This is a genomic window from Thermomonospora sp. CIF 1, assembly GCF_001896795.1.
Classification (GTDB): domain Bacteria; phylum Actinomycetota; class Actinomycetes; order Streptosporangiales; family Streptosporangiaceae; genus Thermomonospora; species Thermomonospora curvata.
The window spans coordinates 420,981-445,268 of sequence record NZ_MOYN02000021.1; the positions used below are offsets into that span (position 1 = coordinate 420,981).

The following is a 24,288-nucleotide window of genomic DNA, read 5'->3' on the forward strand; positions in this document are numbered from 1 at the left end:
GCCGCGCTCAGTCCCCGCCGGCCTGAGGGGAGATCAGCGCCGACGGGGAGGCCGCCGGGGTCGCCGGTGCCTCGGCCTGCGGCAAGGGCTCCCGCACCGGCTCGGAACCGTGCGGGCCGACCGACAGGGCCTGCTTGAGCGCGCTGCCCTTCACCCACTCGTCCCAGCCGAGCTGCCAGTAGCCCCAGCCGTTGGTGGGTTCCAGCTCCCGGTTGGTGCCGACGACCCGGAAGGGGTCGCCCCGGTAGCTGAAGTGGTAGAACCAGCGGGCCGCCGACGGGCTCATGTTGATGCAGCCGTGACTGACGTTGCGGTGCCCCTGGGCGTGCAGCGACCAGGGCGCCGAGTGGGTGTACTCGCCGCTGCTGGAGATGCGCACCGCCCAGTTGACGGTCAGGCGGTAGTGGCCGGGGCAGCCGGGCGGGCAGCCGACGGTGGAGGAGTCCATGATCACCGGGTTGCCCTTTTCCATCGTCAGATGGTGGCCGTTGGTGGTGGTGTACTTGCGGACCCCGCCGCGGCCCATGCTGATCGGGAAGTCGCGGATCTTCTTGCCGTCCCGGTAGACGGCCATGCGGTGGGTCTTGGCGTTGGCCACGCTGGCATGGGCCTCGCCGATCTTGAACTTCAGGTCCAGGTCTTCGGTGGCGTACCCGTCGCGGACCGCGCGGACCCCGTTGAGATGGGCGATCAGCCGCACCCGGGTGTGGGCGGGCCAGTGCTCGCGGGTGCGGAAGACGACGTTCTGGCCGTCGAACCAGTGCCAGGCGCCCACGACCGGTTTGCTGGAGCGCACCTCCAGCGCCCGCTCCACCGCGGCCCGGTCGGTGATCTCACGGTCGAACCGCACGATGATCGGCATTCCCACGCCCACCGTCTCGCCCGGGGCGGGCGCCTCGACGGAGGCGGTCACCGCCCGCTCGACCGTGCGGGTGGTGAACGTGCCGGTGACCGTGTGGGTGCGGCCGTCCGGGCCGAGCGCGGTGGCGATCACCTCGTAGCGGGTGCCCGGGGTGAGCGCCCAGCGCGACCGCCACTGGCTGCCGTCGTCGCTGATCCGGCCCGCCACCTCGGCGCCGCGGGCGCGGACGGTGACGTTCTGCAGGGTGCCGCCCGCCGCGCTGACCACGATCGGGGTGTCGGGGAGGACGTCCCCGCTGCCGTTGCGCGGGACGACGCTTAAGCCGACCGGTGCGGCCTTCACCTGGGCGGTATCGCCCCCCGTGCAACCGGCGAGCCCGATGACCAGGACCATCCCGATGCCCGCGCTCGCCGCGGTGCGGACGGCCGGACGGCTTGCACGCCTGTCCCCCGTCTTGCGGACGCTGAAGTACACCCTCACAACCCCCCGTGCCTGGGCCGGGCGACCGGTCATCCGGCGTCCGGCGCAATGGGGCCGGACGATCGCGATTCCCCCATCGGTGTGATACCGGTCACCCACCGTCTGGACGGGTCAATTATGAAGGGGGCCGGTCTCCGCTGATAAGCGGACACCGGCCCCCTTAGCAGACCTTTTGCCTGATCAGTGCTGGAAGTGACCCCGGTAGTACTCGAAGACGAGGCCGATGCAGCTCAGCAGCGTGGCGGCGATCCCGAAGACCACCAGCCACCAGCCGAAGACCAGGCCGAGGGTGATGCAGGCCGCCGAGGCCGCCACGAACAGCGGCCACCAGCTGTGCGGGCTGAAGAAGCCCACCTCGCCGGCCGCCTGGACGATCTCCCCGTCGGGGTCGTCCTCATACAGCGGGCCGTTGTTGGCCTTCTCCAGGCGCCGGATCGTGAAGTGGATGTAGAACCCGATCAGCCCGGCCAGGCCGACCGACAGGGCCAGCGCGGTGGTGCCCGTCCACTCCTTGGACCACAGCCAGTAGACGATGTCAGTGATCAGGAAGAAGATCGCGCACCCGTAGAACATGAATGCCTGAACGCGCATCGGTCACTTCTCCGATCCGGTGCCGGCCCCGGCCTCCGCCAGCTCGCCCTTGGCATCCGCGTACGGGTAGTGCAGGTCGAAGGCGGGGCGCTCGGAGCGAATCTGCGGGATCGAGGTGAAGTTGTGCCGCGGCGGCGGGCAGGAGGTCGCCCACTCCAGCGAGCCTCCGTACCCCCAGGGGTCGTCCACCTCGACCTTCTTGCCCTTCTTGGCGGTGATGTAGATGTTGTAGAAGAACGGCAGCAGCGACAGCGACAGCAGGATCGAGAAGATCGTCGACACCTGGTTCAGGGCGGTGAACTCCTCGGCGTAGTCGGGGTAACGGCGCGGCATGCCCGCCGCACCCAGCCAGTGCTGCACGAGGAAGGTGCCGTGGAAGCCGATGAACAGCATCCAGAACTGCAGCTTGCCGAGCTTCTCGTTGAGCATCTTGCCGGTGAACTTCGGCCACCAGAAGTAGAACCCGGCGAACATCGCGAACACCACGGTGCCGAACACCACGTAGTGGAAGTGGCCCACCACGAAGTAGGAGTCCGACAGGTGGAAGTCCATCGGCGGGGAGGCCAGGATGACACCGGTCAGCCCGCCGAACAGGAAGGTCACCAGGAAGCCCAGCGACCACAGCATCGGCGTCTCGAAGGTCAGCCGGCCGCGCCACATGGTGCCGATCCAGTTGAAGAACTTCACCCCGGTGGGCACCGCGATGAGGAACGTCATGAAGGAGAAGAACGGCAGCAGCACCTGGCCGGTCACGTACATGTGGTGCGCCCACACGGTGACCGACAGGCCCGCGATGGCGATGGTGGCGCCCACCAGGCCGATGTAGCCGAAGATCGGCTTACGGCTGAACACCGGCAGGATCTCGGTCACGATGCCGAAGAACGGCAGCGCGATGATGTAGACCTCCGGGTGGCCGAAGAACCAGAACAGGTGCTGGTACAGGATCGCCCCGCCGTGCGAGGAGTCGAACACGTGCGCCCCGTACAGCCGGTCGGCGGCCAGCCCCAGCAGCGCCGCGGCCAGCGGCGGGAAGGCCAGCAGCACCAGGATCGAGGTGAGCAGGACGTTCCAGGTGAAGATCGGCATCCGGAACATCGTCATGCCCGGGGCGCGCATGCACAGGATGGTGGTGATGAAGTTGACCGCGCCCAGGATGGTGCCCAGACCGCTCATGGCCAGGCCCAGCACCCACAGGTCGCCGCCGACGCCGGGGGTGCGGACCGCGTCCGACAGCGGGGCGTAGGCGAACCACCCGAAGCTGGCCGCGCCGCCGGGGGTCAAAAAGCCCGACAGCGCGATCAGGCTGCCGAACAGGAACAGCCAGTAGGCCAGCATGTTCATCCGCGGGAACGCCACGTCCGGCGCGCCGATCTGCAGCGGCATGATCGCGTTGGCGAAGCCGGCGAACAGCGGCGTGGCGAACATCAGCAGCATGACCGTGCCATGCATGGTGAACAGCTGGTTGAACTGCTCGTTGCTCACCAGCTGCATGCCGGGCTCATACAGCTCGGCACGCATGACGATGGCCATCACGCCGCCGATGAGGAACATGATGAACGAGGTGATCAGGTACAGGTAACCGATCACCTTGTGGTCGGTGCTGGACAGCCAGGACGCCAGCAGGCGCCCCTTGCTCGTCCGCGGCGCAGCGAGCGGCGGTGCGCTCGGAGCATGGCTGAGCGTGGTCACTGGGTTCCTCCGGCCGCCTTGGACTCAGCGATGAACTTCTGGTACTCCTCCGGCGTGACCACCTTCAGCTGGAACAGCATCCGGCTGTGGTCCACGCCGCACAGTTCGGCGCAGCGGCCCTCGTACAGGCCCGTCTTCTTGGCCGTGATCTCGAACTCGTTGACGTAGCCCGGGATCATGTCCTTCTTGTACAGCAGCGCGGGCACCCAGAACGAGTGGATGACGTCGTTGGAGTGCAGCCGGAAGCGCACCTTCTGCCCGGCGGGGATCATCACCTGCGGCTTGCTGGCGGCGTTGGGATCCACCGGGACGCCGACCACGGACGCCACCGTCGGGGCGTCCTTGGCCAGGCTCTCCTTGTAGTCGAACTGCCAGCTCCACTGGAAGCCGTACACATCGATCACGGCGGCGACGTTGTCGTCGCTCGTCTTCTCGATGTAGCTCTGATCACGCGCGGTGAAGTAGAACAGCACCGCGATGATCACGAACGGCACCGCCGTGTAGAGCATCTCGATGGGCAGGTTGTAACGCACCTGCGGCGGCAGATCGTCGGAGCGCTTGCGGTGGAACAGCACCGCCCAGAGGATCAGACCCCAGACGACGCCACCGACCGCGAACGCGGCGATCCAGGACCCCTGCCATAGCTGCAGGATGCGCTCGGCCTGGTCACTGATCGGCTCGGGCATGCCAAGGCGGGCCGCCTCGCCACTGCACGCGGTGGCGGTCATCGCCAGCAGGGCCAGCGCGCCGGCACTGGTCAATGCGCGGCGGGCGCGCACCGGCGTACGCCGCTCCCTTGAGCGGGTCGGACTCACGGAATGCCTTCCCCACAGATGAAGCCCGGTGCAACCGGGCACTCAGATCGGTAGTTCACACGTGTGCAGGACACATTAGCGCGGAGGGTCGCCACCCCCCTGATCGGGTGCCGAGTTGTTAATGTCGAGGTCGTGTCATCTGTATCCGGCCGACCCGGCGGCATGCGATGAACGGGCCGCTCAGCTTCGACGACGCCACCGCCGCGGCGGGGCCGGCGGGCGCGCCCGCCGGCTACCTCGATGCGGCCTCCGGCGAGCCGCTGCACCCGGCGGCGCGCCGGGCGCTGCTGGAGGCGCTGGAGGCGGGCTGGGCCGATCCCGCCCGCCTGTACGGGGCGGCGCGCAACGCCCGGCTGCTGCTGGAGCGGGCGCGCGCCCGCGTGGCCGCGGTGCTGGGCGTGCTGCCCGATGAGGTCTTCTTCACCTCTTCCGGCACCCAGGCGGTGCACCTGGCGGTGCTGGGCGCGCTGCGCGCCCGGCGCCGGGTGGGACGTCACCTGGTGGTCGGGGCGGTGGAGCACTCCAGCGTGCTGCACGCCGCCGAGCTGCACGAGCGGGAGGGCGGCGAGGTCACCCGGGTGGGCGTGGACCGGCACGGCCGGGTCGACCCGGAGGCGTTCGCCGCCGCGCTGCGCCCGGACACCGCGCTGGCCTGCCTGCAGACCGCCAACCACGAGGTGGGCACGCTGCAGCCGGTGCAGGAGGTGGCGCAGGCCTGCCGGGCGGTGCGGGTGCCGCTGTTCACCGACGCCGCCCAGTCGGTGGGGCGGACGGACCTGCCGGAGGGCTGGTCGCTGCTGGCCGCCAGCGCCCACAAGTGGGGCGGGCCCGCCGGGGTGGGGCTGCTGGTGATCCGCAAGAACACCCGGTGGCGTTCGCCGCTGCCGGCCGATGAGCGCGAGCGGCGGCACGTGCCGGGCTTTGAGAACGTGCCCGCGGCGGTGGCGGCCGCCGCGGCGCTGGAGGCGTTCCGGGCGGAGATGGCCGACGAAGGCCCCCGCCTGTCGGCGCTGGTGGACCGGATCCGCGAGCAGGTGCCCCGCCTGGTGCCGGATGTGGAGGTGGTCGGCGACCCGGTGCGGCGGCTGCCGCACATCGTCACCTTCTCCTGCCTGTATGTGGAGGGAGAGGCGCTGCTGACCGAGCTCGACCGGTTCGGGTTCGCGGTCTCCTCCGGCAGCTCCTGCACGGCCGACACCCTGCGTCCCAGCCATGTGCTGGAGGCCATGGGAGTGATTACCCATGGCAATGTGCGGGTATCGCTGCCTCGTGGCACGAAATCCCCCGATGTCGACCGGTTCTTGACGGTGCTTGCGGACGTGGTGAGCCGGCTGCGCCGCGATGCCGGCATGGTCACCGGATGAGCGGCGCCGAAGCGGCGGGAAAAGGCAGGTGGCGTGGCCGTCCATGGGCGCTTTCGGGCACTGGGGCAGTGCAGTGCGGGGCCACGCGCTGTGGTATCGGTCTGATATATTGAGCCCGCTCAATGGCAAAGAGGAAAGAGCCGCTGAGTCTACCGCCGGGCCGGCGGGATGTGAAGCCTGTAGAGGTCGTGTAAGGCCCCGGCAAGCCGGGTTCGTCCCAGGGGCCGCCGCGGCCTGTGAAACAGGAAGGTCCGGCCCGCGAGGGCCTGAAATCCCCGGGCTTCGGCCGTGGGGAGGAGGTCGATGATGTTCCGAGGCCGCGGCACCCGCGGATCAGCCAGAGCGGCCGGTCGCCGGCGGGCGCGGTCCGCCCCCGAGCAGCAGGCTCCCGCCCCGGCCGAGCCCGCCGCGCCCGCGGCTCCCCCGCCGGCGCTGGTGATCGACGCGCTCGGCCGCAAATGCCCCATCCCGATCATCTGGCTGGCCGAGCGGATCCGTGAGGTCCCCATCGGGCAGGTGGTGGCGGTGCTGGCCGACGATGTGGCCGCCCGCACCGACGTGCCGGCCTGGTGCCGGATGAAGTCTCAGGAGTTCATCCGCGAAGAGCCCCTTGCCCAGGGCTGGGCCTTCCACATTCGCCGCTGCTATTAGCAGGCGGCCGGGCCTTTCGGCCACGGCCGCCCGCAACGGCGCGCCCGCCCGTTCTCAGGGCAGGTGCGAGGCGATCTCGTCGGCCGCGCTCTGGCCGTAGGCGTCGGTGAAGCGGGACAGGAACTCCTCCCGCTCCAGGCGGTACTCCTGGGGGCCGGGGCTTTCCAGGGCGTGGACGGCCACGAGGTTGCCGACCTGGGCGGCGCGTTCCAGGGACAGCCCCCAGGCGGTGGCCGACAGGAAGCCGGCGCGGAAGGCGTCGCCGACGCCGGTGGGCTCGACCGCCTTGCGCACGGGGGCGGCGGGCACGTGGATCTCCGGCTGGCCCTTACGGGTGATCACCACGCCCTTGGGGCCGAGCGTGGTCACCCGGATCTCCACGCGGTCGAGGATCTCCGTGTCCCCCCACCCGGTCTTCTGCTCCACCAGCGCCTTTTCGTACTCGTTGGTGAACAGGTAACGGGCGCCTTCGATCAGCGTGCGGATCTGCTCGCCCTCCATGCGGGCCAGCTGCTGGGAGACGTCGGCGGCGAAGGGGAAGCCGCGCTCGCGGCACTCCTCGGTGTGCCGGATCATCGCCTCCGGGTCGTTGGGGCTGATCACCACCAGGTCCAGGCCGCCGACCCGGTCGGCGACCGGCCCCAGCTCGATGTCGCGCGCCTCGCTCATGGCCCCGGCGTAAAAAGAGGCGATCTGGTTGTGATCGACGTCGGTGGTGCACAGGAAGCGGGCGGTGTGCCGCAGCTCGGAGACGTGCACCGACTCGGTGTCCACCCCGTGCCGCTCCAGCCAGGAGCGGTAGTCGGCGAAGTCGTTGCCCACGGCGCCGACCAGGATCGGCCGCAGGCCCAGCGAGCCCATCCCGAAGCAGATGTTGGCGGCGATGCCGCCCCGGCGGATCTCCAGCTCGTCCACCAGGAACGACAGCGACACACGGTGCAGCTGGTCGGGGATGAGCTGGTCGGTGAACTTGCCGGGGAAGCTCATCAGATAGTCGTTGGCGATGGATCCGGTCACGGCGATGCGCACGCGTCGCTCTCCTCGTCGGTGTCGTCCGGTTCTTTTCCGGCTGTTTCAGTCCCGCAAAGCCTTCACGGGAGGCGCCTTCGGGCCACCAAAGGCTAACGCCCGTCAAGTCTCCCCGAATGCGGGGATCGCGGCTTCGGTTCCGGCGAAAGAAAGCGGCGCGTCACCTCGTGGACGGGCTCGTGCAGGGCGGCAGCGACGCGGCCCGGGCGCCTGTGGCACCCGGGCCGCACGCCGTGGACGCCGGCGCCTTGGCCGAGGCTCGGCGAACCCTTTTCAGCACGCCGTCCGCGCAGGTCGAGGCGGTGACGTCGCGGTCAGGGACGACGCTGTGACCTGGAACGTCGTCGCAGCAGGCACCATCGGGGCTTCCGGCCCCGGCTCCGTGGGCCGTGCGTCGAAACAGGTTGAGCGAACCTTTTCAACACATGATCTCGGGCGCCGGAGACGGGAGCCCCGAGGGTGTCTGAGCCGTGACGTCGCAGGTCACGGCATCGTCCCTGGCTGTGAGGCTCCCGTCCCGGCCTGTGGAAACGGCGTGTTGAAAAAGGTTCAGCGGAGACGGCGCGCCGAGTAAGGGTCAGTTGAAGGAGTCGCCGCAGGCGCAGGTGCCCGTGGCGTTGGGGTTGTCGATGGTGAAGCCCTGCTTTTCGATGGTGTCGACGAAGTCGATGGTGGCGCCGGCCAGGTAGGGCGCGCTGGTGCGGTCCACCCGCACCTGCAGGCCGTTGAAGTCCTGCACCAGGTCGCCGTCCATCTCCCGCTCGTCGAAGTAGAGCTGGTAGATCAGCCCGGAGCAGCCGCCGGGCTGCACGGCCACGCGCAGCGCCAGGTCGTCACGGCCCTCCTGCTCCAGCAGGTCCTTGGCCTTGGCGGCGGCGGCATCGGTGAGGATGACGCCGCTGACCTGCTCGGTGGTCTCGGTGCTCTCTACCGTCATGTGTTCAGCTCCCGGTCTAGCTCGTCGGCCGTCCGGCGACCGTCGCGTTCGATCGATGATGGCTGGGGCCGCGGACGCCCCCAAGACGTCGCCGCGCCTCCTCAGCACACCAACGTACCCCGCGCCGCGGGCATTCCGTCTACCCGCGGGGCGGACCCGGGCGGGGCGGTGACCTCCGCCTCACCCCGGCCGGGGACCCCGGGGGTTCACCGGATTTCGGGATATGCGACCATTAGTGTCAGAGCGACGATAAGTCTCCGTCGCAGAGGAGGATCCCGTGACCACCACCCCCGAGCTCGGTACCCGGAGCCTTCCGCTGCTGCTGCTGGGCACCGAGTCCGACCCGGCCAGCGAGCGCGGCGTCTCGTGCCCGGGGGCGCTGCCCCCGGCCTCCGACCCCGCGCTGGTGGAACGTGCCAGGGCGGCCAAGGCCGCGCTCGGCGATCAGGTCTTCGTGCTCGGCCACCACTACCAGCGCGATGAGGTCATCCAGTTCGCGGACGTGACCGGCGACTCCTTCAAGCTGGCCCGCGACGCGGCGGCCCGTCCCCAGGCGCCCTACATCGTCTTCTGCGGCGTGCACTTCATGGCCGAGTCCGCCGACATCCTCACCGCCGACCACCAGCAGGTGGTGCTGCCGGACATGGCGGCCGGCTGCTCGATGGCCGACATGGCCACCTTCGACCAGGTCGAAGAGTGCTGGGAGGTCCTGGAGGAGGTGGGGATCGCCGACGATGTGGTCCCCGTCACCTACATGAACTCCTCGGCCGACATCAAGGCGTTCGTGGGGCGGCACGGCGGCGTGGTGTGCACCTCCTCCAACGCGCGCAGAGCCCTGGAGTGGGCCTACTCCAAGGGCTCGAAGGTGCTGTTCCTGCCCGACCAGCACCTGGGACGCAACACCGCGGTGTTGGAGATGGGCTTTTCGCTGGACGACTGCGTGGTCTACGACCCGCACCGGCCGGAGGGCGGCCTGACGCCCCGGCAGTTCCGCGACGCCCGGATGCTGCTGTGGCGCGGGCACTGCTCGGTGCACGCCCGCTTCACCAAGGCCTCGGTGGATGAGATCCGCTCCCGCGTCCCGGACGTCAACATCCTGGTGCACCCCGAGTGCCGGCACGAGGTGGTGGTGGAGGCCGACTACGTCGGCTCCACCGAGTACATCATCAAGACCCTGGCCGCGGCGCCGGCCGGCTCCTCGTGGGCGGTCGGCACCGAGCTGAACCTGGTGCGGCGCCTGGCGAACATGCACCCGGACAAGAACGTGATGTTCCTGGACCGGACCGTGTGCTTTTGCTCCACGATGAACCGGATCGACCTGCCGCACCTGGTGTGGGCGCTGGAGTCGCTCGCCAAGGGCGAGGTGGTCAACCGGATCCAGGTGGACGAGGAGACCGCCCACTACGCCAAGGCGGCGCTGGACCAGATGCTGGCCCTGCCCTGACGCACCGCCGGCCGCGGGCGGGCACCGCACGCGGCGGGCACGAGGGACGCGCCCGAAGACGGGCGGGCCTTCCGCCCGGCGGGCGCGTTCCCCGGCCGTAAAAAGCCGCAGGCGGGCGGCCTCAGCCGGGGATGAGCCCGGCGTCCCCCAGCATCTTGCGGACCTCCTCCATCTGGGAGTCGGCCGGCGGCAGGATCAGCTCAGAGGGCTCCAGGCTGTCGGCCGGCAGCGGCGTGCCGACGCTGCGCACGCTCTCCAGCAGCTCGTGCAGCGCGGTCCGGAACGCCTCCTCGTCCCCCGCCTCGATGGCGGCCTCGACCCGCTCGTCGAGCTCGTTGAGCGCGGCCAGATCGCCCGGGGCCACCTCCAGCTGCCCCTCGCCCATGATGCGGACGATCACTGGGCACCCCCCGGCTGCTGCGGCCAGGGCCCCTGGGCCGGCGGCTGCTGCGGGGCGGCCTGCTGGTGGGGAGCCTGCTGGGGGGCCTGCTGCGGGGTGCCGGCGTCCAGCTGCTTAGGGGCCGGCGCCTGGCCGAGCTCGGCCTTCATCCGCTCCAGCTCCAGCTCCACGCCGGCGGTGGCGCCCATGCGGTCCAGCTCGGCCTGGATGTCGTCCCGGGAACCGCTGAAGTCGTCCAGCGCGCCGGAGGCCAGCAGCTCGTCGATGGCGCCGGCGCGGGCCTTCATGGTCTCGGCCTTCTCCTCGGCCCGCTGGATGGCCAGGCCGACATCGCCCATCTCCTCGGAGATCCCGGCGAACGCCTCGTTGATCCTGGTCTGCGCCTCGGCCGCGGTGTAGGTGGCCTTGATGGTCTCCTTGCGGGTGCGGAAGGCGTCCACCTTGGCCTGCAGCCGCTGGGAGGCCAGCGTCAGCTTCTCCTCCTCGCTCTGCAGGTTCTGGTGCTGCATGCGCAGCTCGTTGAGCTGGCCGTCCAGGCCGGCGCGCCGCTGCAGCGCCTCGCGGGCCAGGTCCTCGCGGCCGACCTGCAGCGCCTTGCGGCTCTGCTCGGTCAGCTTGGTGTGCTGCTGCTCCAGCTGCTGGATCTGCAGCTCCAGGCGCTTGCGGGCGGTCGCCACGTCGGCCACCCCGCGGCGCACCTTCTGCAGCATCTCCAGCTGGCGCTGGTAGGAGTAGTCCAAGGTCTCACGAGGATCCTCCAGACGGTCCAGCGCCTTGTTCGCCTTGGACTTGAAGATCATCGACATTCGCTTCATCACGCTCATCGCGCGGCGCCGGTCCCTTCGTGATGTACTGCAATGACCACTGCTGGGGCTGATATCACCCTACGCGTTAACGTCTGGCGGCTCCATGGTGTTGCCGTCCCCTGGTCCTGGTAGGACGTACCCACCCGCCCCCGGGTTCCACGGACGGCCCAAGCGGACGCGGAGGGTACCCTGATGGCCGTGTTCCGACGTCGTAGCCAGGCCACCTCCGAAGCACCCCCTCCCCCCGTGGCCAAGCCGGGAGGCAAGGGTCGTCCCACGCCCAAGCGCCGCGAGGCCGAAAAGCGGCGGCGGCAGTACATCACCGCCCCGCGCGACCGCAAGGAGGCCTACCGGCGGCTCCGCGAACGGCAGGCCAAGCAGCGCGCGCTGGTACGCGAGGGAATGCGGCGCGGCGACGAACGCTACCTGCTCAAGCGGGACAAGGGCCCGGTCCGCCGGTTCGCCCGCGACTACGTCGACGGCCGGCGCACCATCGGCTCCTACCTGATGTACGCGATGCTGGTCATCGTGCTGCTGAGCTTCATCCGCTCGCCCATCACCGCGCTGCTGATGCTGTTCGCCCCGCCGCTGCTGCTGGCCGCGGTGCTGATCGAGGGCCTGGTGATCAGCATGCGGGTCAAGAAGCTGACCGCCGAGCGCTTCCCCGACGAAGACCGCAAGGGCGTGGGCCTGTATGCGGCCGTGCGCGCCATGCAGATCCGCCGGCTGCGGATACCGGAGCCTCAGGTGAAGATCGGCGAGCGGGTGGAGGCCCGCGACCGGCGCTGAAGCTCGCCGCGCGGCGCGGCCCGCTAGGGTCGGGATCATGGAGTTCCGACACCTTGGCCGCAGCGGTCTGGTCATCAGCGAGATCGCCTACGGCAACTGGCTGACCCACGGGTCCCAGATCGAAGAGGACGCCGCGGTGGCGTGCGTGCACGCGGCCCTCGACGAGGGGATCACCACGTTCGACACCGCCGACGTCTACGCCGGCACCCGGGCCGAGGAGGTGCTGGGCCGGGCGCTGAAGGGGCAGCGGCGCGAGGGCCTGGAGATCTTCACCAAGGTCTACTGGCCCACCGGCCCCGGCAAGAACGACCGCGGGCTGTCGCGCAAGCACATCATGGAGTCGGTCGAAGGTTCGCTGCGCCGGCTGCAGACCGACTACATCGACCTGTACCAGGCGCACCGGTTCGACTATGAGACCCCGCTGGAGGAGACCCTGCGGGCCTTCGACGACCTGGTGCGCCAGGGCAAGGTGCTGTACGTGGGCGTCTCGGAGTGGCGGGCCGAGGAGATCGAGCGCGCCCTGAAGATCGCCGACGAGATGGGCCTGGACCGCATCGTCTCCAACCAGCCGCAGTACTCGATGCTGTGGCGGGTCATCGAAGAAGAGGTCGTGCCGCTGTGCGAGCGGGAGGGCATCGGGCAGATCGTCTGGTCCCCGCTCGCCCAGGGCGTGCTGACCGGCAAGTACCTGCCGGGTCAGCCCCCGCCGGCCGGTTCGCGCGCCACCGACCAGGCCGGCGGGGCGAACTTCATCAAGGGCCTGCTGACCGATGAGATCCTCACCCGGGTGCAGAACCTGCGGCCGATCGCCCAGGAGCTGGGCCTGACGATGGCGCAGCTGGCGATCGCCTGGGTGCTGCAGAACCCGAACGTGTCGGCGGCCATCATCGGGGCCACCCGTCCCGAGCAGGTCCGCGACAACGTCAAGGCCGCCGGGGTGAAGCTGGAGGCCGACGTCCTCAAGCGCATCGACGAGGTGCTGGGCCCGGTGATCGTCCGCGACCCGGCCAAGACCGTCAGCCCTCCCCGGCGTCCTTAGCCGTCACGGCTGCGGGACGGCGGAGCTCACTCGGGGTCGAGCAGGCTCATCGGGTAGACGACGGCGCCGTCTTCCAGCAGGACCACCTGCTCGACCCCGGCGTCCCGCAGCTCGCGCCAGTGCAGTCCCAGCCACGACTCCGCGTCCGCCTGGGTGGCGAACGTCTCTTCGGGCACGCCGGGCACGGTCACGATCTCCCCGTCGCCCCCTTGCAAACGCCAGCTCCACGGCATGAAAAGCTCGACCTCCCTTGTCGGAAGGCGAGACTAGCCGTTGCCGCCCGCCGATGCCCGGCCCGGTCCCAGATGCCCCGGTCCCAGATGAAAGGTTTCCGGTGCGCCGCGACATGGCAGCCTCTCCCCGCATCGAGCTGATCGGCACCGCCGGGCCGCGCGGCTGGCCCGAGCCGGACTGCCGCTGCGCCTCCTGCAGCGGGCTGCGCCGGGCCGGGGTGGCGTTCGAGCCGACGCGGGCGCTGGTGGACGGGGTGCCGCTGGAGCACCTGGAGCGCACGCCGCTGCCCGGCGGGTACGAGGCGCGCTCGCCGGGCGGCGGCCGGCTGCTGGTCGCCGGCGGCCCCGGGGAGCGCCCGCGGCCCGCGGCGGGGGCGGTCTACGACGCCGTGCTGCTCGATCTGGCGGGCCACCCGGAGCATCTGGGGCTGCTGCGGCACCTGGGCGCGGTCGCCCCCGGCACCCGGGTGCTGGCCGTCCACAACGACCACCGCCTGCCCTCCCCCGGCGAGCTGCGGCGCCGCCTGCCGTGGTGGACGCATCCGCCCGAGGGCCCCCACCGCACCCTGGTGCTGGGCGGCGTGCGGTCGGGCAAGTCCGCCGAGGCCGAGCTGCGGCTGGCGGCCTGCCCTCAGGTGACGTACGTGGCGACCGCCGCCCCCGCCGGCGGCGACGCCGAGTGGGCCGCGCGGATCGAGGCGCACCGGCGACGCCGCCCGCACTGGTGGCGCACCGTGGAGACGACCGATCTCGCGGGCGTCCTGAGGTCCGCCACGGGCGCGGTCCTGGTGGACGGCATCGGCAGCTGGCTGGCCGCGGTGATGGACGAGACCGGCGCCTGGGACGACCCCTCCCGCCTGGAGCCGCGCCTGGAGGAGCTGGTGGCGGCGTGGCGGGCCACGCGGGCCCGCGTCGTCGCGGTGAGCGACGAGGTCGGCCTGGCGCCGGTCCCGCTGACCGCGGCCGGGCGGGCGTTCGGCGACCGGCTCGGCCGGCTCAACCAGCGCCTTGCGGCCGAGTCGGAGGAGGCGGTGCTGGTCGTCGCCGGGCGCGTCCTGGAGCTTCGGTGATCGCCGGTCTGCGGCTGGCGGTGACGCTGCTCACCGTCGTCCCGGCCGGGACGGTGCGCATCGACCGCGCCTCGGCCCGGGCGGCGATGCTGCTCGCCCCGGCCACCGGGCTGATCACCGGCGGCGCCGCCGCGGCGGTGCTGCTGGCGGCCGGGCCGCTGGGCGTCCCCCGCCTGCCGGCCGCGGCGCTGGCGGTGGCCGCCACGGCGGCCGTGACCCGCGCCCTGCACCTGGACGGCCTGGCCGACCTGGCCGACGGGCTGGGCAGCGCCCGGCCCGCCGCCGAGGCGCTGGAGATCATGAAGCGGTCCGACATCGGCCCGTTCGGGGTCGTCGCGGTGCTGCTGACGCTGCTGATCCAGGTCACCGCGCTGGCCACGGCGCCCGATGCGGCCCTGGCGGCGGTGACCGCGGCGGTGGCCGGGCGGCTCACCCTGCCGTGGGCCTGCCGGGCCGGGGTGCCCGGCGCCCGGCCCGGCGGTCTCGGCGCGCTCGTCGCGGGCACGGTCCCCACGGCCGCCGCCGTCGCCGTCACCGTCGCCGCGGCGGCCGCGGCGGCCGCGGCCGGGGCGGCGGCCGGCGGTCTGGAGGGCGCCCTGCACGGCGCCGGCGCCGTCGCCGCCGGGCTGGCCGCCGGGCTGGTGACGCTCCGGCGCGTGCTGCGCCGCCTGCACGGGGTGACCGGGGACGTCCTGGGCGCCCTGGTGGAGATCGCCGAGACCGCCGCGCTGGTCGCCTTCATCGCCGTGCGCTGAGCGCCCTGCGGGCGCAGACGCGCACGTCGGCGTTCCGGGGGAGCGCGATGGGCCCGGCCCGCTCCGCAACGGCGAACTCCTCGGCCGGGACCGGTCACGGCCCGGCCGGCCGGTCGAGGAACTCCAAGGCGAGTCGATCAACAGAACGAAAGCGGTCGGCCAGGGCACTAGCATCAGATTGCGTGACGACCATCAGTCTTACCAGCACAGCCCCGTCCGCCCTGGAAGTCGACGCGATCGTCATCGGGATCGCGCCCGGCGGCTCCGACTCGTCGGACGGCGCCCCGCCCCGGCTGGCCGACGGCGCCCACGACATCGACCGGGCCTTCGGCGGCAGGCTGGCGACGGCGCTGCAGGCGCTGGGCGCCACCGGCAAGGCCGGTGAGATCACCAAGCTGCCCACGCTGGGCACGCTGCCCGCGCCCGTCCTGGTGGCGGCCGGGCTCGGGGAGGAGACCGGCGCCGATGCGCTGCGGCGCGCCTCGGGCGCGGCGGTGCGCGCGCTGGCCGGCTCGGCCAAGGTGGCCCTCGCACTGCCGGCGGGCACGGCCGAGGAGGTCGGCGCGGTGGCGCTGGGCGCGTTGCTGGGCAACTACTCCTTCGGCAAGTACCGCACCGGCGAGCACAAAAAGCCGGTCGCGGAGCTGACCGTGGCCACCGGCGGCCCGGTCGAGGACGGCGAGCAGGCCCTGGAGCGGGCGCGGACGCTGGCCTCCTCGGTGACGCTGGTGCGCGACCTGGTCAACACCCCGCCCTCGGACCTGGGCCCGGACGATCTGGCCCAGATCGCCGCGAAGGTGGCCGGCGAGGTCGGCCTGGGGGTGGAGATCCTCGACGAAAAGGCGCTGGCGGAGGGCGGCTACGGCGGCATCGTGGGCGTCGGGCAGGGCTCGGCCCGCCCGCCCCGGCTGGTGCGGCTGGCCTACTCCCACCCCGAGGCCGCCAAGACGGTGGTGTTCGTGGGCAAGGGGATCACCTTCGACACCGGCGGCCTGTCGCTCAAGCCGTCCGAGGCCATGGACTGGATGAAGTCCGACATGGGCGGGGCGGGCGCGGTGCTGGGCGCGCTGCGCGCCATCGCGCTGCTCAAGCCCAAGGTCAACGTGATCGGCTACCTGCCGCTGGCGGAGAACATGCCCAGCGGCACCGCCCAGCGGCCCTCCGACGTGCTCACCGTCTACGGCGGCAAGACCGTGGAGGTGCTCAACACCGACGCCGAGGGCCGGCTGGTCATGGCCGACGCGCTGGTGCGCTCCGGCGAGGACTCCCCCGACCTGCTGGTGGACGTCGCCACGCTGACCGGTGCGCAGCTGGTGGCGCTGGGCACCCGCACCTGCGGGGTGATGGCCAACGACGACGAGGTCCGCGAGAAGGTGGTGGCCGCCGCCACCCGCGCCGGCGAGGCCGCCTGGCCCATGCCGCTGCCGGCGGAGCTGCGCAAGGGGCTGGAGTCGGCGGTGGCCGACATCGCCAACATCAGCGGCGAGCGCTGGGGCGGCATGCTGGTGGCGGGCATCTTCCTCAAGGAGTTCGTCCCCGAGGGCGTCAAGTGGGCGCACCTGGACATCGCCGGCCCGGCCTTCAACAAGGGCGAGCCCTACGGCGAGGTCCCCAAGGGCGGGACCGGCGCCGCCACCCGCACCCTGGTGCAGATCGCCGAGGAGGTCGCCGCGGGAACGCTGTGACCCTCTTCGCCGCGTTTCCACAGGTGCCGAGCCGGAAAAAGTGAAAAGCTTTCCCTGTGGCCTGCGCGCCGCAGCGGGAGCCGGACACCACGCATCACCCAAGGAGCGTTCAGTTGGTCGACAGCGGCGGCCCCTTCGACGTCGTCGTCCTGGGAGGCGGCAGCGGGGGGTACGCCTGCGCCCTGCGCGCTGCGGAACTCGGCATGCGGGTGGCCCTCATCGAACGGGACACCCTCGGCGGCACCTGCCTGAACCGGGGCTGCATCCCGACCAAGGCGCTGCTGCACGCCGCAGAGGTCGCCGAGACCGCCCGCCGGGCCGCCCGGTTCGGAGTGCGGGCCTCCTTCGAAGGCGTGGACATGCCCGCGGTGCACGCCTACAAGGACAAGGTGGTCTCCGGCACCGTCAAGGGGCTGACCGGGCTGCTGCGCGCCAAGGGCGTCACGATCGTCGAAGGCGAGGGCCGGCTGGCGGGGCCGACCGCCGTCCAGGTCGCCACGCCGGCCGGCCCGGTCCGCTGCGAGGGCCGCCACCTGGTGCTGGCCACCGGCTCGGCGCCCCGCTCACTGCCCGGCCTGCCGGTCGACGGCGAGCGGGTGATCTTCAGCGACCAGGCGCTGACGCTGCAGCGGGTGCCCGCCTCGGTGATCGTGCTGGGCGGCGGCGTGATCGGCGTGGAGTTCGCCAGCATCTGGCGCTCGTTCGGCGCCGAGGTGACCATCGTCGAGGCGCTGCCGCACCTGCTGCCGATGGAGGAGCCCTCCAGCTCCCGGCGGCTGGAACGCGCCTTCCGCAAACGCGGCATCGCTTTTGAGCTCGGCGCCCGCGTGGAGGGCGTCAAGACCACCGAAACCGGCGTGACGGTCACTTTGGCCGGCGGCCGGACGCTGGCGGCGGAGCTGCTGCTGGTGGCGGTCGGCCGCGCCCCGTGCTCGGCCGGCCTGGGCCTGGCCGAGGCCGGGGTGCGCACCGAGCGCGGTTTCGTCGAGGTGGACCGCTACTGCCGCACCTCGGTGCCCACCATCAGCGCGGTCGGCGACCTGATCGCCACCCCGCAGCTGGCGCACGTGGGCTTCGCCGAGGGCATCTTGGTCGCCGAACGGCTCGGCGGCCTGTCCCCGGCCCCCATCGACTACGACGGGGTGCCCCGCATCGCCTACTGCGACCCGGAGGTGGCCTCCGTGGGGCTGACCTCCGCACAAGCCGCCGAACGCGGCCATCAAATCATGCAGGTTACATATGATCTTGCTGGGAATCCGAAGAGTAAGATCCTGGGAACACAGGGCGAGGTCAAGGTGATCGCCGAACGGGGCGGCCGGGTGCTCGGCATCCACATGGTGGGAGCCCGGGTAGGCGAACTCATCACCGAGGGCCAGCTCATCTACAACTGGGAGGCCCTTCCCAGCGAGGTCGCCCAGCTGATACATCCCCACCCAACCCAGTCCGAGGCGGTCGGCGAGGCACACCTGGCGCTCGCCGGCAAGCCACTGCACGTGCACGGCTGATCCGCCCGCACATATTCCGAAGGAGTCGCTGAGAGCCATGCCGGTCTCCGTCACCATGCCCCAGCTCGGCGAGAGCGTGACCGAGGGCACCGTCACCCGCTGGCTGAAGAAGGAGGGTGAGCACGTCGCGACGGACGAGCCGCTTCTCGAAGTGTCGACCGACAAGGTCGACACCGAGATCCCTTCGCCTGCCTCGGGCATCCTGACCAAGATCTCCGTCGCCGAGGACGAGACCGTGGAGGTCGGCGCCGAACTGGCGATCATCTCCTCTGAGGAGGAGGTCTCCGCCGCCGCCCCGGCCGCCGCGCCGCAACCGCAGCCGCAGGCGCAGCCCGAGCCGCCGGCCGCCCCGGCCCAGCCGCAGTCGCCGCCGCCGGCGTCCTGGCCGCCGCCCGCGCAGTCGGCCGCCCCGGCGCCGCCCCCGGCTCCCGCACCGGCCCCGGCTCCGGCTCCGCAGGCCCCGCCGCAGCCGGCTCCGGCTCCCGAACCGCAGGCCGAAACGCCCGCCCCGGCGCCGCAGCCGCAGGCCCCCGCCCCGGCCGCGGAGGCCCCTTACGTCACGCCGCTGGTGCGCAAGCTGGCCGCCGAGCACGGCGTGGACCTCAGCCAGATCAAGGGCACCGGCGTCGGCGGCCGCATCCGCAAGCAGGACGTGCTGGAGGCCGCCAAGGCCAAGCAGGCCGCCCAGCAGGCCGCCCCGGCTCCGGCGGCTCCCCAGGCTCCCGCCGCGCCGCAGGCCCCGGCCGCCCCGGCGCCGGCCGTTCCCTCGCCCGAGGCGCTGCAGCTGCGCGGCAAGACCGAGAAGATGTCGCGGATCCGGCAGACCATCGCCCGCCGGATGGTGGAGTCGCTGCAGGTGTCCGCCCAGCTGACCACCGTGGTCGAGGCGGACGTCACCAAGATCGCGCGGCTGCGGGAGCGGGCCAAGGACGACTTCGCCGCCCGCGAGGGCGTCAAGCTGTCGTTCCTGCCGTTCTTCGCGCTGGCCGCGGTCGAGGCCCTCAAGGTCCACCCCAAGCTGAACGCGGTCATCAACAGCGAGACCAACGAGGTCACCTACCACGACGTGGAGAACCTCGGCATCGCGGTGGACGTGCCCGACCGCGGCCTGATGGTGCCGGTCATCCACAACGCCGGGCAGCTCAACCTGGCCGGCCTGGCCCAGCGCATCGCCGACCTGGCCGAGCGCACCCGCACCAACAAGGTGAGCCCGGACGAGCTGACCGGCGGCACGTTCACCATCACCAACACCGGCAGCCGCGGCGCGCTGTTCGACACCCCGATCCTCAACCAGCCGCAGGTCGCCATGCTCGGCACCGGCGCGGTCGTCAAGCGCCCGGCGGTCATCGACGACCCGAACCTCGGCGAGGTCATCGCGGTCCGCTCGATGGTCTACCTGGCGCTGACCTACGACCACCGGCTGATCGACGGCGCCGACGCCGCCCGTTTCCTGGGCACCGTCAAGCAGCGCCTGGAAGAGGGCAACTTCGAGGCCGAGCTCGGTCTGTGACCTGCGCGTCCACGCGCATCCGCAGGACCCCGTCCGTCTCCCGGCGCGGAGGCGGCGGGGTCCTTCCCGTCTGGAGGGGGCCGCCGCGATTAGGGTGGGGTCATGAAGGTCGCGATCACGGGGGCGTCCGGGCTGATCGGCGGCGCGCTGGCGCAAAGCCTGGAAAGCGACGGGCACCGGGTGCTGCGGCTGGTCCGGCGGCAGCCGCGCGGCCCCGCGGAGGCGCGCTGGGAGCCCGGCGGGCGGGTGGAGACCGCGGCGCTGGAGGGCGCCGACGCGGTGGTGCACCTGGCCGGGGCCGGCATCGGCGACCGGCGCTGGAACCGCGCCTACAAGCAGCTGATCCGCGACAGCCGGGTGAACGGCACGCGCACCATCGCCGCCGCGCTGGCCGGCCTGGCCGACCGGCCCAAGGTGCTGGTGTGCGGGTCGGCCATCGGCTACTACGGCGACACCGGCGACCGGGAGGCCGACGAAGACTCCCCTCAGGGCGCCGGTTTCCTGGCGCAGCTGGTGGCCGATTGGGAGGCCGCGACGCAGCCGGCCGCCGACGCCGGGATCCGGGTGGTGCTGCCGCGCACCGGCGTGGTGCTCAGCCGCCGGGGCGGGATGCTGGCCAGGCTGCTGCCGCTGTTCCGGCTGGGCCTGGGCGGGCGGCTGGGCTCGGGACGGCAGTGGATGAGCTGGATCTCGCTGACCGACCAGGTGGCCGCGCTGCGTTTCCTCATCGAGGGGCGGCTGTCGGGGCCGGTGAACCTGACCGCGCCCCACCCGGTCACCAACGCCGAGTACACCCGGGCGCTGGCCGAGGCGGTGCGCCGTCCCGCGCCCTGGGTGGTGCCCAAGCTGCCGCTGAAGATCGCCCTGGGCGGTTTCGCCGAGGAGGGCGTCTTCGTCAGCCAGCGGGTGATGCCGCGCCGGCTGCTGGAAGCCGGGTTCTCCTTCACTCATCCCGTGCTGAGCGAAGCCCTGCGCGCGGAGCTGTCCGGGCCCTGAGGTCAAGGTTGGCCAAAGTCACGCCCTGACAACACCAGTGGTCCTACGGTGACGGGTGAGGTGACACAGCCGCAGAGAAGAGGCCGACGAGATGAGCACTGACGGACAGCCGCACATCCTCGCCATCGGCGGGGGGACGTTCATCCCCGACGACCGGTACGGGCTGTCCCCCAGCCCGCTGCTGCGGTACGCGCTCGACCTGACCGGGCAGGACCGGCCCCGGGTGTGCTTCCTGGCCACCGCGCAGGGAGACGGCTCGGAGCACATCGCCCGCGGCTATGCGGCGCTGTCCAGGCTGGACGCCGAGGTCAGCCATCTGGCGCTGTTCCCGATGCCCAACGTCGCCGATGTGCGCTCCCACATCCTCAGCCAGGACCTGCTGTATGTGTTCGGCGGCAGCGTCGCCAACCTGCTGGCGCTGTGGCGGCTGCACGGCCTGGTGGAGATCCTGCGCGAGGCCTGGCAGGAGGGGGTGGTCCTGGCCGGGCAGAGCGCCGGGGCGCTGTGCTGGCACGTGGGCGGCAACACCGACTCCTTCGGGCCGCGGCTGCGCCCGCTGACCGACGGGCTGGGCTTTGTGCCGTACTCGTGCGGCGTCCACTACGACAGCGATCCGCAGCGGCGGCCGCTGCTGCACCGCTCGGTGGGCGAGGGCCTGCTGCCCGCCGGGTACGCCGCCGATGAGGGCGTCGGGCTGCACTATGTGGGCACCGAGCTGGTGCAGGCGGTCTCCTACCGCGAACAGGGCCGCGCCTACGGCATCGAGCCGGACGGCTCCGGCGGCGTCAAGGAGATGGTGATCGAACCGCGGCTGCTGTCGGGTTCCTGAGCGTCCGGCGAGATCCGCGGCACCGGCCGATCGGCGACGGGCCCGGTCGTAGGCTGGTCGCTGTGACAGACGTACTCGAGGCGAGCGGAGCGGCGGCAGGCGACACCGGGGCCGCGGCGACGCGCAATGGTGAGCTGGTCATCGTCCACGTGGGGTTCGGCGAGCGGGCCGTCCCCTACCAGACCGCCTGGGAGCTGCAACGGCGCACCCAGGAGCGGCGGATCGCCGGGCTGATCCCCGACACCGCGCTGCTGCTGGAGCACCAGCCGGTCTACACCGCCGGCAAGCGCACCACCCCCATGGACCGGCCGGTCACCGATCCCGGCGCCCCGGTGATCGACGTGGACCGCGGCGGCAAGATCACCTGGCACGGGCCGGGACAGCTGACCGGCTACCCGATCGTCCGGCTGCCCGACCCGGTGGACGTGATCGCCTACGTCCGCAAGCTGGAGATCATGATGATGCGGGTCTGCGCCGAGCTGGGCCTGGAGACGATCACCGTGGAGGGCCGGCGGGGCCTGTGGGTGCCCGGCACCCCCGACCGCAAGATCGGCTCGATCGGCGTGCGGGTCTCGCGCGGGGTGACCATGCACGGCTTCATGATCAACTGCGACTGCGACATGTCGTGGTTCGACCGCATCGTGCCGTGCGGCATCCGCGATGTGGGTTCCACCTCGCTCAGCCTGGAGCTGGGGCGGCGGGTGCCGGTCCAGGAGGTCGTGCCGCTGGTGGAGCGGCACCTGGCAGAGGTGCTGGGCGCGCGGGAGATCCTGCACCGCACACCGGCCCAGCTGGAGGGCTGAGCCCCGCCCTTCTTCAGCGGGCGTGGGGAGCCATCGTCTTGTAGACGGCCTGGCCGTCGGCCGCCGCCGCGCCGAACAGCCGGGTGAGCCGTTCGTAGGCGGGGCGCAGCACCCGCTCGCACGCATCGGCGTCCATCCGGTCGGCGTCCTGCACCCCGGCGGCGGCCATCGCGGCCGCATCGAAGCGCTCGGCCAGCATCCCGAACGGGACCTCGGCCAGCAGTTCGGCGACCGGGCGGACCCGCTCGGGCGGCAGGTAGATCACGTCCATGCCCAGCTCGCCGGTGCCGTCCTCGGTCAGCAGCCGGCCGCCGCACACCACGTCGCCCTCGGGCGGGCGGCCGTCCCAGGGGTCGCCGGTGATCAGGTAATGCAGTGCCTGCCAGGCGCCGCCCACATCGGCGATCCGGTCGGCCGGATGGCGGCGGCGCCAGTCGGGCCGGCCGAACACCAGCTGGGCGATCCCGTCCGGATCCCGCCGGCCCTCAAGCGACGGGGGCAGCCTGAGGTACGACATCGCCAGGCCCACGGGACGGCTCCTTCACCTAACTCATCGGTAACGGGCAACAGGGAGTCACCACCTTAGGGAGACCGGCAGCGGCGATTGTCACGAACGCGGCGATCTGTGCCTGTTTGCACTGCTTCGGCGTTCCGAATCGTTACGAAGATCCTTACGAGGCCCGGCGGCGCGCCTTGACGGCGGTGCCGTAGGCGCAGATCTCCAGGCCGTTGTCGCGCAGCTCGCTGGTCTCAAAGCGCATCGCCAGCACCGCGTCGGCGCCCAGCTCCTCGGCCGCCTCGATCAGCCGCCGGCGCGCCTCCAGCCGGCCGTCGTGCAGCTCCTTGGACAGCCCGCGGGCCTCGCCGCCGCCGAAGAAGGTGCGCAGCCCGGCCTCGATCTGCGACGAGGGCGTCCGCACGAGGACGGTCAGCCCGAACACATCGCCGAGCACCTCGGTCACCTCATAGCCGGGCAGGTCGTTCATGGTGCTCACGATCATGCTGACTCCCATGACGGGTCGGGGGGCATCGGCCGGCACGTACATTAGAGGGGTGACCACGGTGACCCCAGAGGGGCGCAGGCTCCTCCGCATAGAAGCCCGAAACAGCCAGACCCCGATCGAGCGCAAGCCGCCGTGGATCAAAACGCGCCTGAAGACCGGCCCGCAGTACCGCGAGCTGACCAAGCTGGTCAAGGACGAGGGCCTGCACACGGTGTGCCAGGAGGCCGGCTGCCCCAACATCTACGAATGCTGGGAGGACCGTGAGGCCACCTTCCTGATCGGCGGCGACCAGTGCACCCGGCGCTGCGACTTCTGCCAGATCGACACCGGCAAGCCCGCCGCCTACGACCCCGACGAGCCGCGCCGGGTGGCCGAGTCGGTGGCCGCGATGGGGCTGCGCTATGCCACGGTGACCGGCGTGGCCCGCGACGACCTGCCCGACCAGGGGGCTTGGCTGTACGCCGAGACGGTGCGGCAGATCCACCGGGCGGTGCCCGGCTGCGGGGTGGAGCTGCTCATCCCCGACTTCAACGCGGTGCCGTCGCTGCTGGCCCAGGTGTTCGAAGCGCGGCCGGAGGTGCTGGCGCACAACGTGGAGACGGTGCCGCGCATCTTCAAGCGCATCCGCCCGGCGTTCCGCTACGAGCGGTCCCTGGAGGTCATCACCAGGGCCCGGGAGGCGGGGCTGGTCACCAAGTCCAACCTGATCCTGGGGCTGGGCGAGACCCGCCAGGAGGTCTCCCAGGCGCTGCGCGACCTGCACGCGGCCGGGTGCGAGCTGGTCACCATCACCCAGTACCTGCGGCCCTCACCGCGCCACCACCCGGTCGAGCGGTGGGTCAAGCCGGAGGAGTTCATCGAGCTCAAGGCCGAGGCCGAGCAGATCGGCTTCGCCGGGGTGATGTCCGGGCCGCTGGTGCGCTCCAGCTACCGCGCCGGCCGTCTCTACCAGCAGGCCATCGCGGCCCGCCGGTAGCCGAAGGCCCCCGATGACGCGACTAT

General features: G+C 71.7%; 25 protein-coding genes. 14 read left to right on the top strand and 11 right to left on the bottom strand.

What is annotated here, in order from left to right:
- Window positions 1-7: 7 nt before the first annotated feature.
- From BUE48_RS15195 to ctaC, 4 genes are all read right to left on the bottom strand, one after another.
- Window positions 8-1,204, bottom strand: a complete 1,197-nt coding sequence (locus tag BUE48_RS15195; protein ID WP_245536867.1) for a L,D-transpeptidase — start codon at window positions 1,202-1,204, stop codon at window positions 8-10.
- A gap of 318 nt (window positions 1,205-1,522) precedes the next feature.
- Complete coding sequence (locus tag BUE48_RS15200; RefSeq protein WP_012853402.1) at window positions 1,523-1,933, bottom strand: cytochrome c oxidase subunit 4; 411 nt, start codon at window positions 1,931-1,933, stop codon at window positions 1,523-1,525.
- 3 nt (window positions 1,934-1,936) lie between these two features.
- Entirely contained in the window at window positions 1,937-3,622 is a 1,686-nt protein-coding gene (gene ctaD, locus BUE48_RS15205) for an aa3-type cytochrome oxidase subunit I (RefSeq protein ID WP_012853403.1), read from the bottom strand.
- Complete coding sequence (gene ctaC, locus BUE48_RS15210) at window positions 3,619-4,437, bottom strand: aa3-type cytochrome oxidase subunit II (protein ID WP_286990219.1); 819 nt, start codon at window positions 4,435-4,437, stop codon at window positions 3,619-3,621. The genes ctaD and ctaC overlap by 4 nt, the downstream gene beginning before the upstream one ends.
- Window positions 4,438-4,604: 167 nt before the next feature.
- Between ctaC and BUE48_RS15215 the strand changes: the two genes are divergently transcribed.
- Window positions 4,605-5,801: a cysteine desulfurase family protein gene (locus BUE48_RS15215; protein WP_012853405.1), complete on the top strand. Its 1,197-nt coding sequence runs from the start codon at window positions 4,605-4,607 to the stop codon at window positions 5,799-5,801.
- A 432-nt stretch (window positions 5,802-6,233) separates the two neighbouring features.
- Entirely contained in the window at window positions 6,234-6,452 is a 219-nt protein-coding gene (locus tag BUE48_RS15220; protein WP_041441963.1) for a sulfurtransferase TusA family protein, read from the top strand.
- Between the two features lie 54 nt (window positions 6,453-6,506).
- On the opposite strand, the gene BUE48_RS15225 is transcribed toward BUE48_RS15220, so the two are convergent.
- Both BUE48_RS15225 and BUE48_RS15230 read right to left on the bottom strand, forming a co-directional pair.
- On the bottom strand, window positions 6,507-7,481 hold the full coding sequence (locus BUE48_RS15225) for a carbohydrate kinase family protein (protein WP_012853407.1): 975 nt from the start codon (window positions 7,479-7,481) through the stop codon (window positions 6,507-6,509).
- Window positions 7,482-8,058: 577 nt separating this feature from the next.
- On the bottom strand, window positions 8,059-8,418 hold the full coding sequence (locus BUE48_RS15230) for a HesB/IscA family protein (protein ID WP_012853408.1): 360 nt from the start codon (window positions 8,416-8,418) through the stop codon (window positions 8,059-8,061).
- A gap of 277 nt (window positions 8,419-8,695) precedes the next feature.
- Here BUE48_RS15230 and nadA point away from each other — a divergent pair, with 277 nt between their 5' ends.
- Window positions 8,696-9,862, top strand: a complete 1,167-nt coding sequence (nadA, locus tag BUE48_RS15235) for a quinolinate synthase NadA (protein WP_012853409.1) — start codon at window positions 8,696-8,698, stop codon at window positions 9,860-9,862.
- A 121-nt stretch (window positions 9,863-9,983) separates the two neighbouring features.
- Here the strand turns inward: nadA and pspAA are convergent, their stop codons facing one another.
- The gene (gene pspAA, locus BUE48_RS15240) at window positions 9,984-10,262 is read right to left on the bottom strand and encodes a PspA-associated protein PspAA (RefSeq protein WP_041439818.1); all 279 of its coding nucleotides are present in this window, start codon (window positions 10,260-10,262) and stop codon (window positions 9,984-9,986) included.
- Window positions 10,259-11,086, bottom strand: coding sequence for a PspA/IM30 family protein (locus BUE48_RS15245; RefSeq protein WP_083789871.1), 828 nt, complete (start codon window positions 11,084-11,086; stop codon window positions 10,259-10,261). Before BUE48_RS15245 ends, pspAA begins: the two co-directional genes overlap by 4 nt.
- 174 nt (window positions 11,087-11,260) lie before the next feature.
- On the opposite strand from BUE48_RS15245, the gene BUE48_RS15250 reads away from it, so the two are divergent.
- Both BUE48_RS15250 and BUE48_RS15255 read left to right on the top strand, forming a co-directional pair.
- Window positions 11,261-11,857: a DUF3043 domain-containing protein gene (locus tag BUE48_RS15250; protein ID WP_012853412.1), complete on the top strand. Its 597-nt coding sequence runs from the start codon at window positions 11,261-11,263 to the stop codon at window positions 11,855-11,857.
- A 37-nt stretch (window positions 11,858-11,894) separates the two neighbouring features.
- Entirely contained in the window at window positions 11,895-12,896 is a 1,002-nt protein-coding gene (locus tag BUE48_RS15255; RefSeq protein WP_286990225.1) for an aldo/keto reductase family protein, read from the top strand.
- Window positions 12,897-12,922: 26 nt separating this feature from the next.
- On the opposite strand, the gene BUE48_RS15260 is transcribed toward BUE48_RS15255, so the two are convergent.
- On the bottom strand, window positions 12,923-13,111 hold the full coding sequence (locus tag BUE48_RS15260; protein WP_342610134.1) for a hypothetical protein: 189 nt from the start codon (window positions 13,109-13,111) through the stop codon (window positions 12,923-12,925).
- A 131-nt stretch (window positions 13,112-13,242) separates the two neighbouring features.
- On the opposite strand from BUE48_RS15260, the gene BUE48_RS15265 reads away from it, so the two are divergent.
- The 8 genes from BUE48_RS15265 to lipB all read left to right on the top strand — a co-directional run bounded on the left by BUE48_RS15265 (window position 13,243) and on the right by lipB (window position 22,282).
- The gene (locus BUE48_RS15265) at window positions 13,243-14,199 is read left to right on the top strand and encodes a bifunctional adenosylcobinamide kinase/adenosylcobinamide-phosphate guanylyltransferase (protein WP_012853415.1); all 957 of its coding nucleotides are present in this window, start codon (window positions 13,243-13,245) and stop codon (window positions 14,197-14,199) included.
- A complete protein-coding gene (locus tag BUE48_RS15270) occupies window positions 14,196-14,954 on the top strand; it encodes an adenosylcobinamide-GDP ribazoletransferase (protein WP_286990227.1) in 759 nt (252 codons plus the stop codon). The genes BUE48_RS15265 and BUE48_RS15270 overlap by 4 nt, the downstream gene beginning before the upstream one ends.
- 182 nt (window positions 14,955-15,136) lie before the next feature.
- On the top strand, window positions 15,137-16,639 hold the full coding sequence (locus BUE48_RS15275; RefSeq protein ID WP_041439820.1) for a leucyl aminopeptidase: 1,503 nt from the start codon (window positions 15,137-15,139) through the stop codon (window positions 16,637-16,639).
- 113 nt (window positions 16,640-16,752) lie between these two features.
- Window positions 16,753-18,144 (top strand): dihydrolipoyl dehydrogenase, encoded by a 1,392-nt coding sequence (gene lpdA, locus BUE48_RS15280; RefSeq protein ID WP_012853418.1) that lies wholly within the window; start codon window positions 16,753-16,755, stop codon window positions 18,142-18,144.
- A 37-nt stretch (window positions 18,145-18,181) separates the two neighbouring features.
- Window positions 18,182-19,654, top strand: a complete 1,473-nt coding sequence (gene sucB, locus BUE48_RS15285; protein ID WP_012853419.1) for a 2-oxoglutarate dehydrogenase, E2 component, dihydrolipoamide succinyltransferase — start codon at window positions 18,182-18,184, stop codon at window positions 19,652-19,654.
- 102 nt (window positions 19,655-19,756) lie between these two features.
- A complete protein-coding gene (locus BUE48_RS15290; RefSeq protein WP_012853420.1) occupies window positions 19,757-20,650 on the top strand; it encodes a TIGR01777 family oxidoreductase in 894 nt (297 codons plus the stop codon).
- 91 nt (window positions 20,651-20,741) lie between these two features.
- Entirely contained in the window at window positions 20,742-21,479 is a 738-nt protein-coding gene (locus tag BUE48_RS15295) for a Type 1 glutamine amidotransferase-like domain-containing protein (RefSeq protein WP_012853421.1), read from the top strand.
- 134 nt (window positions 21,480-21,613) lie between these two features.
- Entirely contained in the window at window positions 21,614-22,282 is a 669-nt protein-coding gene (lipB, locus tag BUE48_RS15300) for a lipoyl(octanoyl) transferase LipB (protein WP_041441966.1), read from the top strand.
- A gap of 13 nt (window positions 22,283-22,295) precedes the next feature.
- On the opposite strand, the gene BUE48_RS15305 is transcribed toward lipB, so the two are convergent.
- Together BUE48_RS15305 and BUE48_RS15310 are read right to left on the bottom strand one after the other, a co-directional pair.
- The gene (locus BUE48_RS15305; RefSeq protein WP_286990230.1) at window positions 22,296-22,811 is read right to left on the bottom strand and encodes a YfbM family protein; all 516 of its coding nucleotides are present in this window, start codon (window positions 22,809-22,811) and stop codon (window positions 22,296-22,298) included.
- A gap of 142 nt (window positions 22,812-22,953) precedes the next feature.
- A complete protein-coding gene (locus BUE48_RS15310) occupies window positions 22,954-23,283 on the bottom strand; it encodes a YbjQ family protein (RefSeq protein ID WP_012853424.1) in 330 nt (109 codons plus the stop codon).
- 52 nt (window positions 23,284-23,335) lie between these two features.
- Here BUE48_RS15310 and lipA point away from each other — a divergent pair, with 52 nt between their 5' ends.
- A complete protein-coding gene (gene lipA, locus BUE48_RS15315) occupies window positions 23,336-24,262 on the top strand; it encodes a lipoyl synthase (RefSeq protein ID WP_041439825.1) in 927 nt (308 codons plus the stop codon).
- The last annotated feature ends 26 nt before the right edge of the window (window positions 24,263-24,288 follow it).

Bases quoted from the DNA above. Each gene is read 5' to 3' on its own strand.
- BUE48_RS15200 (WP_012853402.1), bottom strand. From the start codon at position 1,933: ATGCGCGTTCAGGCATTCATGTTCTACGGGTGCGCGATCTTCTTCCTG.
- BUE48_RS15215 (WP_012853405.1), top strand. From the start codon at position 4,605: ATGAACGGGCCGCTCAGCTTCGACGACGCCACCGCCGCGGCGGGGCCG.
- BUE48_RS15230 (WP_012853408.1), bottom strand. From the start codon at position 8,418: ATGACGGTAGAGAGCACCGAGACCACCGAGCAGGTCAGCGGCGTCATC.
- BUE48_RS15245 (WP_083789871.1), bottom strand. From the start codon at position 11,086: ATGAGCGTGATGAAGCGAATGTCGATGATCTTCAAGTCCAAGGCGAAC.
- BUE48_RS15250 (WP_012853412.1), top strand. From the start codon at position 11,261: ATGGCCGTGTTCCGACGTCGTAGCCAGGCCACCTCCGAAGCACCCCCT.
- BUE48_RS15255 (WP_286990225.1), top strand. From the start codon at position 11,895: ATGGAGTTCCGACACCTTGGCCGCAGCGGTCTGGTCATCAGCGAGATC.
- BUE48_RS15265 (WP_012853415.1), top strand. From the start codon at position 13,243: ATGGCAGCCTCTCCCCGCATCGAGCTGATCGGCACCGCCGGGCCGCGC.
- sucB (WP_012853419.1), top strand. From the start codon at position 18,182: ATGCCGGTCTCCGTCACCATGCCCCAGCTCGGCGAGAGCGTGACCGAG.
- BUE48_RS15290 (WP_012853420.1), top strand. From the start codon at position 19,757: ATGAAGGTCGCGATCACGGGGGCGTCCGGGCTGATCGGCGGCGCGCTG.
- BUE48_RS15295 (WP_012853421.1), top strand. From the start codon at position 20,742: ATGAGCACTGACGGACAGCCGCACATCCTCGCCATCGGCGGGGGGACG.
- BUE48_RS15310 (WP_012853424.1), bottom strand. From the start codon at position 23,283: ATGATCGTGAGCACCATGAACGACCTGCCCGGCTATGAGGTGACCGAG.